General features: G+C 73.4%; 11 protein-coding genes. 5 read left to right on the top strand and 6 right to left on the bottom strand.

The window, feature by feature from the left end; translation table 11 throughout:
- Positions 1–436: 436 nt before the first annotated feature.
- Positions 437–1,156: a TetR/AcrR family transcriptional regulator gene (locus tag WFH32_RS17450; RefSeq protein ID WP_336708579.1), complete on the bottom strand. Its 720-nt coding sequence runs from the start codon at positions 1,154–1,156 to the stop codon at positions 437–439.
- A 103-nt stretch (positions 1,157–1,259) separates the two neighbouring features.
- On the opposite strand from WFH32_RS17450, the gene WFH32_RS17445 reads away from it, so the two are divergent.
- Positions 1,260–2,729, top strand: coding sequence for an MFS transporter (locus WFH32_RS17445; RefSeq protein WP_336708577.1), 1,470 nt, complete (start codon positions 1,260–1,262; stop codon positions 2,727–2,729).
- 82 nt (positions 2,730–2,811) lie between these two features.
- On the opposite strand, the gene WFH32_RS17440 is transcribed toward WFH32_RS17445, so the two are convergent.
- The 3 genes from WFH32_RS17440 to nhaA all read right to left on the bottom strand — a co-directional run bounded on the left by WFH32_RS17440 (position 2,812) and on the right by nhaA (position 7,359).
- Positions 2,812–4,680: an alpha/beta hydrolase gene (locus WFH32_RS17440; RefSeq protein ID WP_336708575.1), complete on the bottom strand. Its 1,869-nt coding sequence runs from the start codon at positions 4,678–4,680 to the stop codon at positions 2,812–2,814.
- A 64-nt stretch (positions 4,681–4,744) separates the two neighbouring features.
- The gene (locus WFH32_RS17435) at positions 4,745–5,917 is read right to left on the bottom strand and encodes a hypothetical protein (protein ID WP_336708573.1); all 1,173 of its coding nucleotides are present in this window, start codon (positions 5,915–5,917) and stop codon (positions 4,745–4,747) included.
- Positions 5,918–5,988: 71 nt separating this feature from the next.
- The gene (nhaA, locus tag WFH32_RS17430) at positions 5,989–7,359 is read right to left on the bottom strand and encodes a Na+/H+ antiporter NhaA (RefSeq protein WP_318244273.1); all 1,371 of its coding nucleotides are present in this window, start codon (positions 7,357–7,359) and stop codon (positions 5,989–5,991) included.
- Between the two features lie 198 nt (positions 7,360–7,557).
- Between nhaA and WFH32_RS17425 the strand changes: the two genes are divergently transcribed.
- Positions 7,558–8,331 (top strand): YqeB family protein, encoded by a 774-nt coding sequence (locus tag WFH32_RS17425; protein WP_336708572.1) that lies wholly within the window; start codon positions 7,558–7,560, stop codon positions 8,329–8,331.
- An 8-nt stretch (positions 8,332–8,339) separates the two neighbouring features.
- On the opposite strand, the gene WFH32_RS17420 is transcribed toward WFH32_RS17425, so the two are convergent.
- On the bottom strand, positions 8,340–8,900 hold the full coding sequence (locus WFH32_RS17420) for a DUF1697 domain-containing protein (protein WP_336708571.1): 561 nt from the start codon (positions 8,898–8,900) through the stop codon (positions 8,340–8,342).
- A 3-nt stretch (positions 8,901–8,903) separates the two neighbouring features.
- Positions 8,904–9,962 (bottom strand): formylglycine-generating enzyme family protein, encoded by a 1,059-nt coding sequence (locus WFH32_RS17415; RefSeq protein ID WP_225228472.1) that lies wholly within the window; start codon positions 9,960–9,962, stop codon positions 8,904–8,906.
- Between the two features lie 438 nt (positions 9,963–10,400).
- Between WFH32_RS17415 and WFH32_RS17410 the strand changes: the two genes are divergently transcribed.
- The 3 genes from WFH32_RS17410 (at position 10,401) to WFH32_RS17400 (ending at position 14,598) form a co-directional block, all read left to right on the top strand.
- Complete coding sequence (locus tag WFH32_RS17410) at positions 10,401–11,036, top strand: PadR family transcriptional regulator (RefSeq protein ID WP_336708569.1); 636 nt, start codon at positions 10,401–10,403, stop codon at positions 11,034–11,036.
- An 83-nt stretch (positions 11,037–11,119) separates the two neighbouring features.
- Positions 11,120–12,835, top strand: coding sequence for a DHA2 family efflux MFS transporter permease subunit (locus WFH32_RS17405; protein WP_336708567.1), 1,716 nt, complete (start codon positions 11,120–11,122; stop codon positions 12,833–12,835).
- Between the two features lie 503 nt (positions 12,836–13,338).
- Complete coding sequence (locus WFH32_RS17400; RefSeq protein WP_442946356.1) at positions 13,339–14,598, top strand: PhoH family protein; 1,260 nt, start codon at positions 13,339–13,341, stop codon at positions 14,596–14,598.
- The last annotated feature ends 59 nt before the right edge of the window (positions 14,599–14,657 follow it).

Genomic DNA, 14,657 nt, shown 5'->3' with positions numbered 1-14,657 from the left:
ACTTCTCCGACCAGCACGCCCTGCGCCGCACGCTCGACGTGCCGCGCGTGACGACGCGGTTCGCGCTCGACTCCCGGGCGCTCACCGCGGTGCTGTTCGGGGCGCGCCGCGCGCGGCTCCTGCGAGCGCTCCGCAGCGAGCGCGGACGCCGGCTGCTCGCGGCGGTGTTCGGGGCCGTGCACGTCGGGGGAGACCGGTTCGCCCTCGCCGCGACGGCCCGCGACGGGGAGCGCGAGGCGCAGGTGTCGCTCGTCGCGCACGGCCAGGGGCGGGTCACGGGACTGGTCGCGGCCGAGGTGGCGCTCGCGGTCCTCGCCGGGCAGGTGCCGCCGGGCGTCCGGCACGTCGAGCAGGTCGACTCGCTGGCCGATCTTCCGGAGAGGCTCGCGGCAGCCGGGGGAGAGGTGGGCCTCGAGCTGTTCGTCGACGGTGTCGCTCAGTCGCCCGCGGTGGTCCCGCTGTCGCGGGAGGTCCACAGCGCGAGCCAGTCCTCCCACGAGGGGCCGGGGGTCAGGTCGGCGGAGTCGGGGGCGGCGGCGTCCGCCGTCGAGGGCGCTGGCGCGGCGGCCTGCGCGAGCCCAGCGAGCACCACGCCGAGATAGCGCAGGTGGAGGGCGTCGGCCTGCTCGCGGGGCAGGGGGAGGGGTGGGCGCAGGTGGGTGATGAGCAGCATCAGGTCCGCCGGGGTCAGGGCGTCGGGCACGAGGCCGGCCGCGCGGTCCGTCGCGAGCACCTGCTCGAGCGCCTCGTGCAGCGCGGCGGACGCGGCGTCGACCTCAGGCGTCGCGGGCGGGTGCTCGCCCGAGGAGATGATGAGGGGGCCGAACGACTCGAGGATGTGCCGCCGCAGGAAGGTCTCGACGGCGCCGGACGTTGCGCTCTCCCCGGCGTCGATGCCCTCGGCGCACTCGCGCGCGATCTGCGCGAGCTCGTCGATCGCCGCGACGTGCAGGGCGCGGACCAGGGCGCTCTTGGTGCTGTAGCGGCGGTAGATGCTGCCGACGCCCACTCCTGCCCGCTCGGCCACCTGGGCGACCGTCGCCTCGGGACCGTGGAGGGAGAAGACCTCGCGCGCCGCGACCAGCACGTTGCGGTCGTTGGCGAGGGCTTCGCGCTTGCGACCGGCGAGCGGCGGCGAGGTCGGGTCCTGGGGCATGTCTTCACGGTAGCCGTCGTGGATGCTACTTTGGAACGGAACGAAGATTCCGTTCCGATCCATTGCCCGCCGGTTCGCCGGCCACCGACCGAGAGCCGTGCCCGTGACCCGTCCTGCCCCCACGTCCACCGACACCCTTCACAGCACGGCGCCGTCGGCCCCGCACGACGAGAGCGACTCGGGAACGCCGGCCCGGCCGGCTCTCATGATCCTGGCCCTGTCGACCGCGGTCCTGGCCTTCTCGCTCATGCAGACGCTCCTGGTGCCGGCCCTCCCGACGCTCGGGGAGGCCCTCGGGTCGGGCCCCCAGGGGACGGGGTGGATCCTCACGGCCTTCCTCGTCGCGGGCGCCGTGCTCGCCCCGGTCGTCGGCTCGCTCGGCGACCGCTACGGGCACCGTCGGGTCCTGGTCGTCACGCTCGTCGTCTTCGCCGCGGCGACCGTGGCCGCGGCTCTCGCACCCAGCCTGGGCGTCCTGCTCGCAGCACGCGTGGTCCAGGGCGTGAGCACCGCGACCTTCCCGCTGGCCCTCGCGATCTCGCGTCGGTCGCTCGACGGTCGGCACCTGGTCACAGCCCTCGGGTGGCTGTCCGGGATGGTCGGGGTCGGGGCGGGCGTGGCGCTCGTCCTGGGCGGCCTGATCGTCGAGTCGCTCTCGTGGCACTGGCTGTTCTGGTCGACCGCGGCCCTGGTCCTCGTCGCGCTCGGCATGGTCCTCGCCTGGGTCCCGGCGGTGCGTGTCCGGCCCGAGGGACGTGCGACACGCACCGACTGGGCGGGGACGCTCCTGCTCGCGGGAGGTCTCGCCGGGCTGCTGCTCGCCGTCTCCCAGGGCCGGTCGTGGGGGTGGGCGTCGCCGCTGACCTGGGGCGTCGGGCTCGCCGCGGTCTGCGCCCTGGTCGTGCTCGTCCTGGTCGAGCTGCGGTCGGCCGCGCCCCTGGTCGACGTGCGCACCTTCCGCAACCGGTCGCTCGTGATCACGAGCGTCCTGACCCTCGCCCTCGGGTTCGTGCCCTACGTGTTCTACGTGAGCCTGCCGCTGATCCTCCAGGCGCGGCCCGACGCCGGGTCGGGGCTCACGGTCACGCAGACCGGTCTGGTGCTGCTCCCCAGCGCGGTCCTGGTGTTCGTGGGCGGACGTGTCGCCCCGGCGCTGAGCATCCGCTTCGGTGCCAAGTCGCTGGCGATCACGGCCGTGCTGGTCATGGTCGTCGCGGGGGTGGGGCTCGCGGTCTGGCCTGGCCAGATGTGGGCCGTCCTGGTGTTCTTCACGATCCTCGGGCTTGGCAACGGGATCGGGTTCGCGGTGTGCGCACAGCTCGTCACGATGCTCTCGCCGGCCGACGAGGTCGCGGCGGCCACAGGGCTCAACGCGGTGCTGCGCACGGTCGGGTCGGCCGTCGCGGCACCGGTCACGACCGCGCTCCTGGCAGGCGCCGTGGCCCAGGGCGGGACGGTCTCCTCGACGACACCGTTCTCGGCGGCCTTCGGGCTCGCTGCCGCCGCGGGTCTCGTCGCGCTGGTCGTCGCCACGGCGCTGCCGTCGGCGCGAGGGGCCGCCGCTCGCCCCTGACCGGCGTGCTCACCCACGACAGCCGACGGCGGCCCGCACCCCGAGAAGGTGCGCGCCGCCGTCGGGCAGGAGAGCGGCTGCCTCAGCCCGTCGAGCTCGACGCCGCCGGCTGCTTGGTCAGCATCTGCTCCTTGAGCCGCGCGGTGTCCGCGTCCGTCCAGCCGGCGGGGGCGTTGAGCGCCGACCAGCCGTCGGCGTACTCGAGGTAGTACACGTGCCCGTGACCTGCGGGGATGTCGGAGGCGGCCGCGACGAAGAGGTCGCCCGTGAGCTGCCAGAACGTGACGAAGGGTCGCCACTGCACGGCGTCGAGCACGTCGGGGCCGCGCGGCTCGCGCATCCAGTCGGGTTCGGACCACAGGGTCGTGGGGGACCACCAGGTGACGCCGTCGGACGCGTGCTGGACGTAGACGACGCGCGGGGTCTCCCACGTGCCGGGCACGGACCAGACGTTCGCGGCGCTCGAGACCTCGGTGCCCCAGCGGATCTGGCGTCCTTCCTCGTAGACGGGCGAGTACTCGGGCGATCCCGGGTCGCGGTTCGTGGTGAAGTACGTCCAGTTGGGCGTGAAGTTGGGCGTGCCCACGAACATGGCGCCCTCGGTGCGGGTCGTCATGTCCTGCAGGCCGCTGAAGGCACCCTGCGCGCCGAACGAGCCGAGCGAGATCCCGAAGGCCATGAGCTTCGGCCGGGAGTCCTCGGGCTGCTGCGCCCAGGCCTCGTACACGGCCTCGTAGAGGGCCTTGCCCGCGTTCGGCGGGGTGCTGCGGTCACCCACGAAGCTGATCCAGCTCGGCAGGTACGAGTACTGCATCGAGGCGATCGCGGTGTCGCCGCCGTGCATGAGCTCGAGCGAGTTGCTCATGCCGGGGTCGACCCAGCCGGTGCCCGTGGTGGTGGCCACGACCAGGACCGACCGGTCCCACGCGTTCGTCCGGTCGAGCTCGTCGACGACGCGCTGCGCGGTCGCGTCGAGGTCGCCCGCAGGGTCGAGGCCCGCGTAGACGCGGATCGGGACCTGGACGTCCGCCGGGTCGACCACGTCGCCGCCTGCTGCGAACTCGGCGAGCTCGGCCTGGGTCGGGCCGAGCGTCACGAAGCGTCGCCCCTCGGCGCCGAGCGACTCCCACGACGAGCCGGACTCCGGGGAGCCGGACCGCTCGGGTGAGGTCGGTGGGGAGAGCTTCGGGTCGATCTGCTCGTTGGCGCTCGCGTAGACGTTGTTGAGCAGGTGCAGCACGCCGGCCCAGATCACGCCGTTGAAGAGCAGCACGACCACGACCGCGACGATGACCCCGCTCAGGAAGCGGGCGATCGGCTTGGGCATGATGTTGTCGACGACCAGGCTCACCCACTGCGCGACGCGACGCAGAGCTCGGCCCAGCTGCAGGACGCCGATCGCGATGAGAAGGGCCACGAACACGGTCGCGACGTCGTTGGCGGGCGCCTGCTCGGGCATGCCGAACAGGGCGCGCAGCTCGTGCTGCCAGCGCGCGCCCAGGACGAGGAACAGGGGGACGAGCACGAGGGTCGCGGCGCCGAGCACCCACCACGCGATGCGGCTCACGCGCGGGCTCCAGCGGATCCGCAGCCCGACCTTGAGGGCGAACCACTCGACGAACGCCCCGATCCCGTAGCCGCCGACCATGCTCATGCCCGTGATGAGCGCCTGGTAGTACCAGGCGCGGGGGATGAGCGAGGGGGTCAGGGAGTAGCAGAAGAAGAGCAGGGCCAGGACGAGCCCGGTCGTGGAGAAGCGCCGTGCGTAGTGCTGGAGCCACGCCCATGCCCGACGGCGCAGCGGGGGTCGGGCGGGCCGCTCACCTCTCGGGGACGCGTCAGGTCGGGCCGACGTTCCCGGGGTGGCTCCGGGCCCGGCGACGTCCTCCGCAGCCGTCGCGATCCTGGTGCTCGGGGCGGTCTCCGACTGGCGCGGGGCGTCTGGCGTCACGGGTGCGATCGTACGGGGCTGGCAGGATCGCGCCACCGAGAGCGTCGCGGGCGGGTCGTGGGGCTCAGGGCAGGTAGCCACCGATGAGCGCGTCGACCCACGCCTGCTTGTCCCCGCCCGAGCAGTCGCTCGTGTAGTTCACCCAGGAGGCGCCGAAGCGGATCGCGACACAGTCCGCGACCTTCTCGCTCGCGTTGGAGCCGAAGGCACCCGCGAGGAGACCGTCGATCTGCGACCACGACATGCCGTGCGCCGCCATGAGCCGGCCCTGGTAGATGTGCGCCATCTCGTGCCGGATGACGTCCTTGGTCTTCGACGGCTGGCCGGCGAGCCGTGACGCGTTGACGAGGATCGTCGAGGTGTTCCCCTTCCATACACCGCCGAGGTGGCCGGAGAGGCCAGGGTCGTCCCACGAGAGCGAGACGCCGCCGTTGCCCGGAAGGCTGCGCAGGGTCGCTTCGCCGATCTCCTGGATCGACTGCGAGGGGGCTGCGGGCGCCGGCGAGGAGGTGGCCCCCTGCGGGGCCGCGGTCACCGTGTCCCTCGCCGCCTTCGCCGCTGCCGCCCTGTCGGCGGCGGCCTGTTCGGCGGCAGCCTGCTCGGCCGCAGCTTGTTCTGCCGCGGCCTGCGCGGCGGCTTGCTCTGCGGCCGCCTGCTCGGCCGCGGCCTGCTCTGCTGCCGCCTGTTCGGCGGCAGCCTGCTCCGCCGCTGCCTTCTCGGCCGCGGCCACCCGGGACCGTTCGTACTCGAAGCTCGAGATCGCCAGGCGCACCTGGGCGTCGAGGCCCTCTGCGTGCTCGACGGCGTCGCGGAGACGTGTGAGCCCTCGGGCGAGGAGGGGGCTGGGCGTGCGTGCCGTGCTCGCGGCCTGCACGTCGACCTCGTCGACCGCGCGGCGGAGGGCGTCACGAAGGCCTTCGTCGACCTTCCCGGCGGCCCGTTCGACGGTGCGGGTCGCGCGTTCGACGAACCTGATCGCCTTCTCCTGGGCGTTCGCGCGCTCTGTGTCGCCGGTCGCGGCGGCCGAGGCGCCGGTCGCGGTCGCCGCCGGGTCGCGGGGGATCGCGGCGGTCCCGCTCGCGAGCGCCATGACGAGCGCCACTCCGAGGAGCCGCGCCCCGAGCGTCCGACGTCGTCGGGCCCGCTCGGCGCCCGGTGACGCCCCGCACCGGCACCGGTTCTCGTCGCACCCGGCAACGCACGTGCGGTCGGCGGTCGGGGTCAGAGAGTCGCGCATGCTCTCTCAATGCAGTTGCCTCGGGCGTCAGCAGGTCTCCGTCGGACGGTCGCTGACGGAGACCTGCCGGGTCAGCGCTCGTCGTCCGCGGCGTCGCCGATGTACGTCGAGATGTCGTCGGGCAGCCCGTCCTCGTTCATGTCGTCGGAGCGCTTGCGCCGGGCGTCCCAGCGCAGCGCGGCGGCGGCGAGCAGCGCCGAGGCGACCGAGGCGAGGAGCACCGCAGCCTTGGCCGACTCGGTGTGCCCGGAGTCGGGGAAGGACAGCTCGGCGATGAGCAGGGAGACCGTGAAGCCGATGCCGGCGAGCAGGCCCACGGGCAGCAGGTCGCGGACACCGATGCCGGGAGCGAGGCGCAGCGGCGTGAGCTTCGTGACGAGCGCCGTGACGCCGAGCACGCCGATCCCCTTGCCGACCACGAGGCCGACGATGATGCCGATGGCGACCGGCTGACCGATCATCTCCCCGACCCCGCCGCCGTCGACCAGCGAGACGCCCGCGGCGAAGAACGCGAAGATCGGCAGAGCGATCCCCGCGGAGATCGGCTTGACGCGGTGCTCGTACTGGTGGGTCCGGGAGGTCTTCTCGCCGTGGATCGCGAGCGCGGGGACCATGAAGCCGAGCAGGACGCCCGCGACGGTCGCGTGGATTCCGGACGCGTGGACCAGCGCCCACACGACGAGGGCGAGCGGCAGCAGGAGCCACCAGTGCGTGCGGCGGCGGCGCACGAGGAACGCGAACAGTGCGACGCCCACGAGGGCGAGGCCCAGCGGCGCCCAGTGCAGGGTCTCGGTGTAGAAGACGGCGATGACGATGATCGCGAGCAGGTCGTCGACCACGGCGAGCGTGAGCAGGAAGGTGCGGATCGCCGTCGGGAGACCGCGGCCGAACACCGCGAGGACCGCGAGCGCGAACGCGATGTCGGTCGCGGTCGGGATCGCCCAGCCGTGCACGGCGTCCGCGCCGCCGCCCCACAGGGCGACCGTGACGTAGAGGATCGCGGGCACGACCATGCCGCCCACGGCCGCGAGCATGGGCACGCCCGCCTCGCGAGGGTTGCGCAGCGACCCGGCGACGAACTCCTGCTTGAGCTCGACGCCCACGACGAAGAAGAAGATCGCGAGCAGGCCGTCGGCGGCCCACGTCGACAGCGACAGGTCCAGGTGCAGCGACGCGGGGCCGACCGTGAAGGCGGCGAGGTCGAAGTACGCCGCGCGCCAGGGCGAGTTGGCCCACAGCAGCGCGAGGATCGCGGCCCCGATGAGGAGCGCGCCGCCCGTGGTCTCCCGGGTGACCCAGCGCTTCCAGCGCCGCCCGGCGCTCGGCCGCTCGGCCGTCGCGAGGGGCAGAGCACCCGACGGCGTCGCTCCCGTGGAGGGCGCCGGCTCGCCCGTGCGGGGAGACTCGTCGGGGGTGGGGGTGTGCTGCTCGTGCGTGCTCACAGGTCTCCTGTGGTTGAGGGGTCGTCGACGTCACGCCGACCAGACTTCCCGGCACACCAGCCTCCCATCCTACCGGGCGGCCGGCCCGGCCGGTGGAGCCGTGGCGCGCGTCAGCACTCCGGAAGGAGGACCTCGCCGGACCGGAAGTCCGCCGAAAGGGGGATGTCTCGGGCATGCGAACCACGGGAGGCTGACCGTGTGCACGAGAAGATCCATGAATCCTTGACCACGGACGCCGTCTCCCACGACCCCACGGAGACGGTCGTCGGGGCCGTCTCTGGTGAGACCCGCTTCCTCCGGGTCGTCCTGCCGATCCTCGGCGCGGCGGCAGGCGTCGGGCTGCGCTGGCTCGCCGCCTGGATGGCGAGCCTGCCCTGGATCCCGTGGCAGGGGCTGGCTCGTTCCGTCGACGCCCTGGCCGACGTGTGGGGCACGTGGGCCCTCGTGGGGCTCGGTGCCCTCGGTGCCGTCGTCGGGGCGTGCTTCGCGCAGCACCTCGTGGAGAACATGGGCCGGATCGCGGTCACGGGCACGGGAGCGGGGTTCAAGGACAAGGACACGCTCGAGACGGTCGGGCGCGCCGAGGTGACCGACGTGTTCGTCGAGGGCACCGAGATCGTGCTCCTGCGCGGCGGCCGGGAGCTCCACCGGTGGCCCGCGGACCTGCCGACCCGGGAGGTCGCGGCGGCGTTCACGGGTCACGGCTGGCCGTGGCGCGACGGCGGGGACCCCTTCCGTGCTGCGTACCGCCGCTGGGCCGTCGGCGACGACACGCTGCCCGCCGGCGCCGACGCGCTGCTCCGTGCACGGTCGGGTCTCCTCGAGGCGGGCAAGGAGGCGCACGTCCGGGACGTGCGGGACGACCTCGCGGCTCTCGGGGTCGTCGTGCGCGACGAGGGCACGGTCCAGCACTGGCGCCTGGTGACCGACGGCGCCGGGGCCGGGGCGATCGGCGTCGAGCGCCGCGCCTGATTCCCGCGTCAGCCCACGTCGTCCACGAGCGCGGCCAGCCTGGTCACGGTGTTCCAGTTCCTCGCCGTGCCCCACACGCCGAGCGCCCTGAGCAGGACGGCCGGCGTGAGCTTCGAGGGACCGACCCCGCCCTGGAACCACGTGTAGCTCACGGGCCCCGACCACGCCATGTGCGTGATGCCGTAGCGAGCGGGGTCGAAGGCCTCGACCCGGTCGGGAGCGGGCGGGTGCGGGTGGAACGTCAGGAGCAGGTGGGACGGGTCCTCGCGTGCGGCCTCGTCGAACGGGTTCGCCGCGATCGCGGCCGCCAGGTCCGCACCGGTCAGCGTGAGCACGTCGACGTCGAGACCCAGGCGGTCGGCGAGGCCGGTCCGCACGAGGTGCGTGACGTCGTCGGGTCCCGTCGCTCCCGACGTGCCCGGGGCCACCACCAGGTTCCCGCTCGCGAGGAGCGTGCGTGCCCCCGCGAACCCGGCGTCCTGCGCGATCGCGCGCAGGTCCGCCGACGGGACCTTGCGACCGCCACCCACGTTGACGCCCCGCAGCAGCACCGCGAACCCCGACGTCACGCCTCAGCCCAGCAGGTTGCGCGCGGAGGCGGGCATCGTCGGAGAGGTCGACGCGACGGGCACCGGGGGACGCACCACGCAGCGGAAGCCGATGTGGCTCGTCGCCGTGTCGACCGCCTGCGGCGAGCGGGCCGCAGGCCGGTAGCGCAGGCAGTACTCCGGCGCGCACAGGTGCGAGCCGCCCTTGAGGGCCTTGCGGGGGATCGTCGACCCGGGCTCGGCGCTCGCGGCGGCGCGCGGGTCGACGTCGGTCGCCCCGGACCCGACGGCCGCGCCGTGCGCGCTCCGGGCCTGCCCGGCGCTCGGCGAGCAGCACGCGGGCATCTCCACCGTGAGCGCGGACCGGGCCGCCTCGACCTCGGCCGCGGACCGGGCGTCGGCCGCATGGTTCGGGGTGTAGAACGACGTGGTCCACTCCCACACGTTGCCGATCATGTCGACCAGCCCGAAGCCGTTCGCCGGGAACGTCCCGACGGGGCTCGTCCCGACCCACCCTGCCGCTCCCGTGTTGCGGTAGGGGAACGAACCCTGCCAGTGGTTGGCGAGGAGCTCGCCGTCGGGCCGGTACTCGTCGCCCCAGGCGAAGCGTGCGCCGTCGAGCCCTCCCCGGGCCGCGTACTCCCACTCGACCTCGGTGGGCAGCGACCGGCCCGCCCATGCGGCGTACGCCTGCGCATCCTCGAACGAGACCTGCACGACCGGGTGGTCCTCGCGACCCTCGATCGAGCTCCCCGGACCGTGGGGGGCGCTCCACCGGGCGCCCGGCTGCCAGCGCCACCACTGCCGCCAGTCCGAGAGGTCGACCGGACCCGTGGTCGGGGTGAACACGAGCGCGCCCGGCACGAGGTCCTCGGTCGCGACGCCGGGGTAGTCGGCGGGGTCGAGCGGGCGCTCGGCCACCGTCAGGTAGCCCGTCGCGGCGACGAACGCGGCGAACTGCGCGTTGGTCACGGGGTGCTGCTCGATCTCGAAGGGCGCCACCGCGGCCTCGTGGACGGGCCCCTCGTCGGGGTAGAACTCGCTCGAGCCGCGGTGGAACGATCCAGCGGGCAGCGCGACCAGGGGCGAGAGAGCTGCGCTGTCGCCCCCGCGGCCGCGAGGCGTCTCACGTGCTGGTCCTTCTGCCGAGAGGGCTGCCGGTGACGTGCCCGCGGTCGTGTCCATGCGTCTCCTCGTGTCGAGCTCGTTCTCGATGCTGCCCGGTGCCGTCGGTGGGCGGGCCCCCGGTGCTCGCGGGGCGATCGGTCGCACGGCCCGACGGGCACGCTGACCTGCGGCGACGCTCGGCCGGCCGGGACCGGACCTGCTTCCCCCCGACCCTAGCGCCGGGGACCACCCTCCGTCTGCCCCGCGGTGCGGCCAGGTCGGGTCGTCGGACGGGCTCCGGGCGTGGTGCGTGACGCCGCTCACGACCAGCCGGCACCCCTCGACCTGATCGTTGCCCGAGGCGTATATTCCAGCCGGAGTATTCCACCAGGAACGACCACGAGGAGGCGACACATGGCACGCAAGGAGCTCTCTGCCGCAGCGCTGCTCCTCCTCGGGCTGCTCCACGAGCGACCCATGCACCCGTACCAGGTCCACCAGACCCTCAAGCAGCGCGGGGACGACCGGCTCGCGAGCATCACGCCGGGTTCGGTCTATCACTCCATGGACCGCCTCGCGTCGGACGGCCTCGTCGAGGCCGTCGGTACCGACCGTGACGGGAACCGCCCCCAGCGGACCACCTACCGGCTGACCGACACCGGACGCGAGGCCTTCGCGGCGCGCACGGCCCTGCTGCTCGGCGAACCCCGGCAGGAGCACCCCGGCTTCCCGCTCGCGCTGTCGCAGGCCCACGCGATCGACCGCTCGGGCGCGGTCGCCGCGCTGCGGGCACGGCGTGCCGCGATGGCCGAGGAGCTCACCGCCTGGTCCCGCAGGTACGACGTCGTGCGGAGCCACGGCCTGCCCCGTCGCCTCCTGCTCGACGTCGAGTACGACCTCCACCGGATCGAGTCCGAGCTCGCGTGGCTCGACGGCCTGCTCGCCGAACTCGACTCCGGCGCCCTGGACTGGGACGAGCCCGTCCCGCAGTCCTTCCGCGACTTCGTCGCCGCCCGTTCGCGGGCGCAGGCCACGGACCACGTGCCCTGACCTGCCGCCGGGATCGCGCCCGGCAGCGGCTGCTCGCGCAGCCTCCTGAACACCACTGCCCTTCTTCGACCTCAGAGGACCCCATGACCCCGACCCCTCCTTCAGGGAGCCTGCCCGCGACCGGTACCACTGCCTCCGCAGAGCCGTCGGACCCTGCCACGCGGTCCGCCACGGCCACCGCGCCCGCTGGGCCGCCTGCCGGCTCGCCGGCCGGCCCCCCGCTCGTCGACCTCGGCGGGCGCAGCCCGTGGAGCATCCTCCCGGCCCTGTGCCTGGGCTTCTTCATGATCATGGTCGACACCACGATCGTGAACATCGCCGTCCCCACGCTGGTCGACACGTTCGACACGACCCTGACCGCGGTCGGCTGGGTCAACAGCGCCTACCTGCTCACGTACGCGGTGCTGCTCCTGCTCGCCGGTCGCCTGGGCGACCGCTTCGGCCCCAAGCCCGTGTTCGTGCTCGGCCTGGTGGTCTTCACGCTGGCCTCGCTGTGGTGCGGGCTCTCCGGCTCGGTCGAGATGCTCATCGTGGCGCGCGCGGTCCAGGGTGTGGGCGCCGCGCTCATGACCCCGCAGACCATGTCGATGATCACGCGCGTCTTCCCGCCGCGTCAGCGCGGTGCCGCGATGGGGCTATGGGGAGCCGTCGCGGGCGTCGCGACCATCGCGGGCCCGCTGCTCGGCGGCGTGTTCGTCGAGACGTGGGGCTGGGAGTGGATCTTCTTCGTCAACATCCCCGTGGGCGTCGTGGCCCTCGTCCTGGCGCTGCGGAGCCTGCCGTCGCTGCCGACCAACAAGCGCAGCTTCGACATGGTCGGCGTCGCGCTCTCGATCGTGGGTCTGTTCCTGTTCGTGTTCGGCCTGCAGGAGGGCGAGACCTACCACTGGGGCACGGTCGTGGGACCGCTGAACATCTGGACGATCATCGGCCTGGGCGTGCTGGTCCTGGCGGCCTTCGTGCTGTGGCAGCGCCACCTCGGTGAGCGCGCGCTCCTGCCGCTCACGCTGTTCCACTCGCGCAACTTCTCGCTCGCGAACGTGTCGGGCATGGCCGTGTCGTTCGGCATGATCGGGATCTTTTTCCCGCTGACGATCTTCCTCCAGTCGATCCTGGGGCTCTCGCCCCTGGAGGCCGCGCTCATCAACCTGCCCGGTTCTCTCGTGTCGGGGGTCGTGGCGCCGTTCGCAGGCCGGCTCTCCGACCGGGTCCCGGGCAAGTGGGTCGTCGCGACCGGCTTCGCGCTGCTCACGGCCTCGGTCGTGTGGCTGAGCGCCGCGGCCACGCCCGACGCGAGCGCCTGGTCCATCGTCGCGCCCATGACGCTGTTCGGGATCGGGACGGGCGCGCTCTTCTCGCCGCTCGCGAACCTCGCGACGTCGGGGCTCGACCACCGCACGGCCGGCGCGGGCGCGGGCGCGTTCAACACGTTCCGCCAGGTGGGCGGCGTGATCGGCTCGGCCGCGATCGTCGCGACGCTCACGAGCCGGCTCTCGGCGACCCTGCCGGCCGCCGCGCGCGACGCGTCGGCGGGGCTGCCCGCGGAGTTCCGTCAGCAGTTCGTCGACGGCTTCGCCGCGGCGGGCGGCGCGTTCACCGGGGGAGCGCAGCACATGGAGCTCCCCGCAGGCATCCCGCCCGAGGCGGCCGCTCAGGTCCGCGAGGCCGCGACCACGGCCCTGCACCAGGGGTTCTCGCTCGCGGTCGGTCAGACGCTGCTCGTCACGGCAGGCGTCCTGCTGATCGGGCTCGTCGCGGCGCTCGCCATGCGCGCGACGCACGTCGCGCACGCGGACTGAGGCCCAGGTCCGAGCGCACCTCTGAGCCGACCCACCACGGACCCGGCCCGACGACGGCACGCGAGCGCCGCCGTCGGGCCGGCCGGGTGGGTCTCACGTCCCGCCCACCCCGTCCCAGGGGGTGGGCGGGACGTCCTCGTGTGAACGGCAGGTGACATCTCGGACGCGCGGCGTGTTGCCTCGACACCGGAGAACCACACGGGCGTAGTTTCGAACGTGACGGACGACACACGTCGTCCTCCGGGAGGCCATCCGATGGAGTTCTTGCTCCGCGCAGGAGGGCCGGCACCGGCCCTCGTCGGCCGGTCGCCTGCCCCACCAGCACGAACGGCGCCGTGCGCCGGAGGGAGCCTGCTGTGGTCCGAACCGCTTCTGCTTCTGGAGCTGCACCCGACGTCAGGGACGCGTCCCGTGACACGACGAGCCCCGACACCCCCGCGGCCTCTGCGGGGCGTCGCACCTTCGTCATCGACACGTCCGTGCTCCTGTCCGACCCGCGAGCGATGCTGCGCTTCGCCGAGCACGACGTCGTCCTCCCCGTCGTCGTCATCACCGAGCTCGAGGCCAAGCGCCACCACGCCGAGCTCGGGTACTTCGCCCGCAGCGCGCTGCGCATGCTCGACGACCTGCGGGTCAAGCACGGTCGCCTCGACGCCCCGCTGCCCGTGGGGGCCGTCGGCGGGACGCTGCGCGTCGAGCTCAACCACACGGACCCGGGCGTGCTCCCCGCCGGCTTCCGCCTGGGCGACAACGACACGCGCATCCTGTCGGTCGCGGCCAACCTCGCGGACGAGGGCTGCGACGTGACCGTGGTGTCCAAGGACCTGCCCATGCGCGTCAAGGCCTCCGCGGTGGGGCTGCGCGCGGAGGAGTACCGGGCCGAGCTCGCGATCGACTCGGGCTGGACCGGCATGGGCGAGATCGACATGAGCGACGAGCAGATGGCCGACCTGTGGGAGCACGAGTCGGTCGAGCTCTCGGCGCTCGACGCCGCCACGGTCGCGGCCGCCGAGCCGCTCCTGGTCCACTCGGGGCTCGTGATCCACTCGCCGCGCGGCTCGGCGCTCGGCCGGGTCACGGCCGACAAGCACGTGCAGCTCGTCCGGGGGGACCAGGACGTGTTCGGCGTGCACGGGCGCTCGGCCGAGCAGCGCATCGCGATCGACCTGCTGCTCGACGAGGAGATCGGGATCGTGTCGCTCGGCGGCCGTGCCGGGACGGGCAAGTCGGCGCTCGCGCTCTGCGCGGGCCTCGAGGCGGTGCTGGAGAAGAGGCAGCACCGCAAGATCATGGTCTTCCGCCCCCTGTACGCCGTGGGCGGGCAGGAGCTCGGCTACCTGCCGGGGTCCGAGGCCGAGAAGATGAACCCGTGGGCGCAGGCGGTCTTCGACACCCTGGGGGCGCTCGTGTCCAAGGAGGTCATGGACGAGGTCGTGGACCGCGACGTCCTGGAGGTCCTGCCCCTGACCCACATCCGCGGTCGCTCGCTCCACGACGCGTTCGTCATCGTCGACGAGGCCCAGTCCCTCGAGCGCAACGTCCTGCTCACGGTGCTCTCACGGATCGGGCAGTCCTCCCGGGTCGTCCTCACGCACGACGTCGCGCAGCGCGACAACCTGCGCGTCGGGCGGCACGACGGCGTCGCGGCCGTGATCGAGGCGCTCAAGGGGCACCCGCTGTTCGCGCACGTGACCCTGACGCGGTCCGAGCGCTCGCCCGTCGCGGCGCTCGTGACCGAGATGCTGGAGAGCATCGAGGTCTGAGTCCTGGCGCACCGGCCCGTGTCGTGGCTCCGGTCCGCGGGGACCGGGCCACGACTGCG

Origin of the sequence: Oerskovia sp. USHLN155 (assembly GCF_037145535.1) — a bacterium.
Lineage (GTDB): Bacteria > Actinomycetota > Actinomycetes > Actinomycetales > Cellulomonadaceae > Oerskovia > Oerskovia rustica.
Note: the sequence above shows the minus strand (reverse complement) of the source record. Positions and strands in the feature narration are given on the sequence as shown.

Bases quoted from the DNA above. Each gene is read 5' to 3' on its own strand.
- WFH32_RS17450 (WP_336708579.1), bottom strand. From the start codon at position 1,156: ATGCCCCAGGACCCGACCTCGCCGCCGCTCGCCGGTCGCAAGCGCGAA.
- WFH32_RS17435 (WP_336708573.1), bottom strand. From the start codon at position 5,917: ATGCGCGACTCTCTGACCCCGACCGCCGACCGCACGTGCGTTGCCGGG.
- WFH32_RS17410 (WP_336708569.1), top strand. From the start codon at position 10,401: ATGGCACGCAAGGAGCTCTCTGCCGCAGCGCTGCTCCTCCTCGGGCTG.
- WFH32_RS17405 (WP_336708567.1), top strand. From the start codon at position 11,120: ATGACCCCGACCCCTCCTTCAGGGAGCCTGCCCGCGACCGGTACCACT.
- WFH32_RS17400 (WP_442946356.1), top strand. From the start codon at position 13,339: ATGCTGCGCTTCGCCGAGCACGACGTCGTCCTCCCCGTCGTCGTCATC.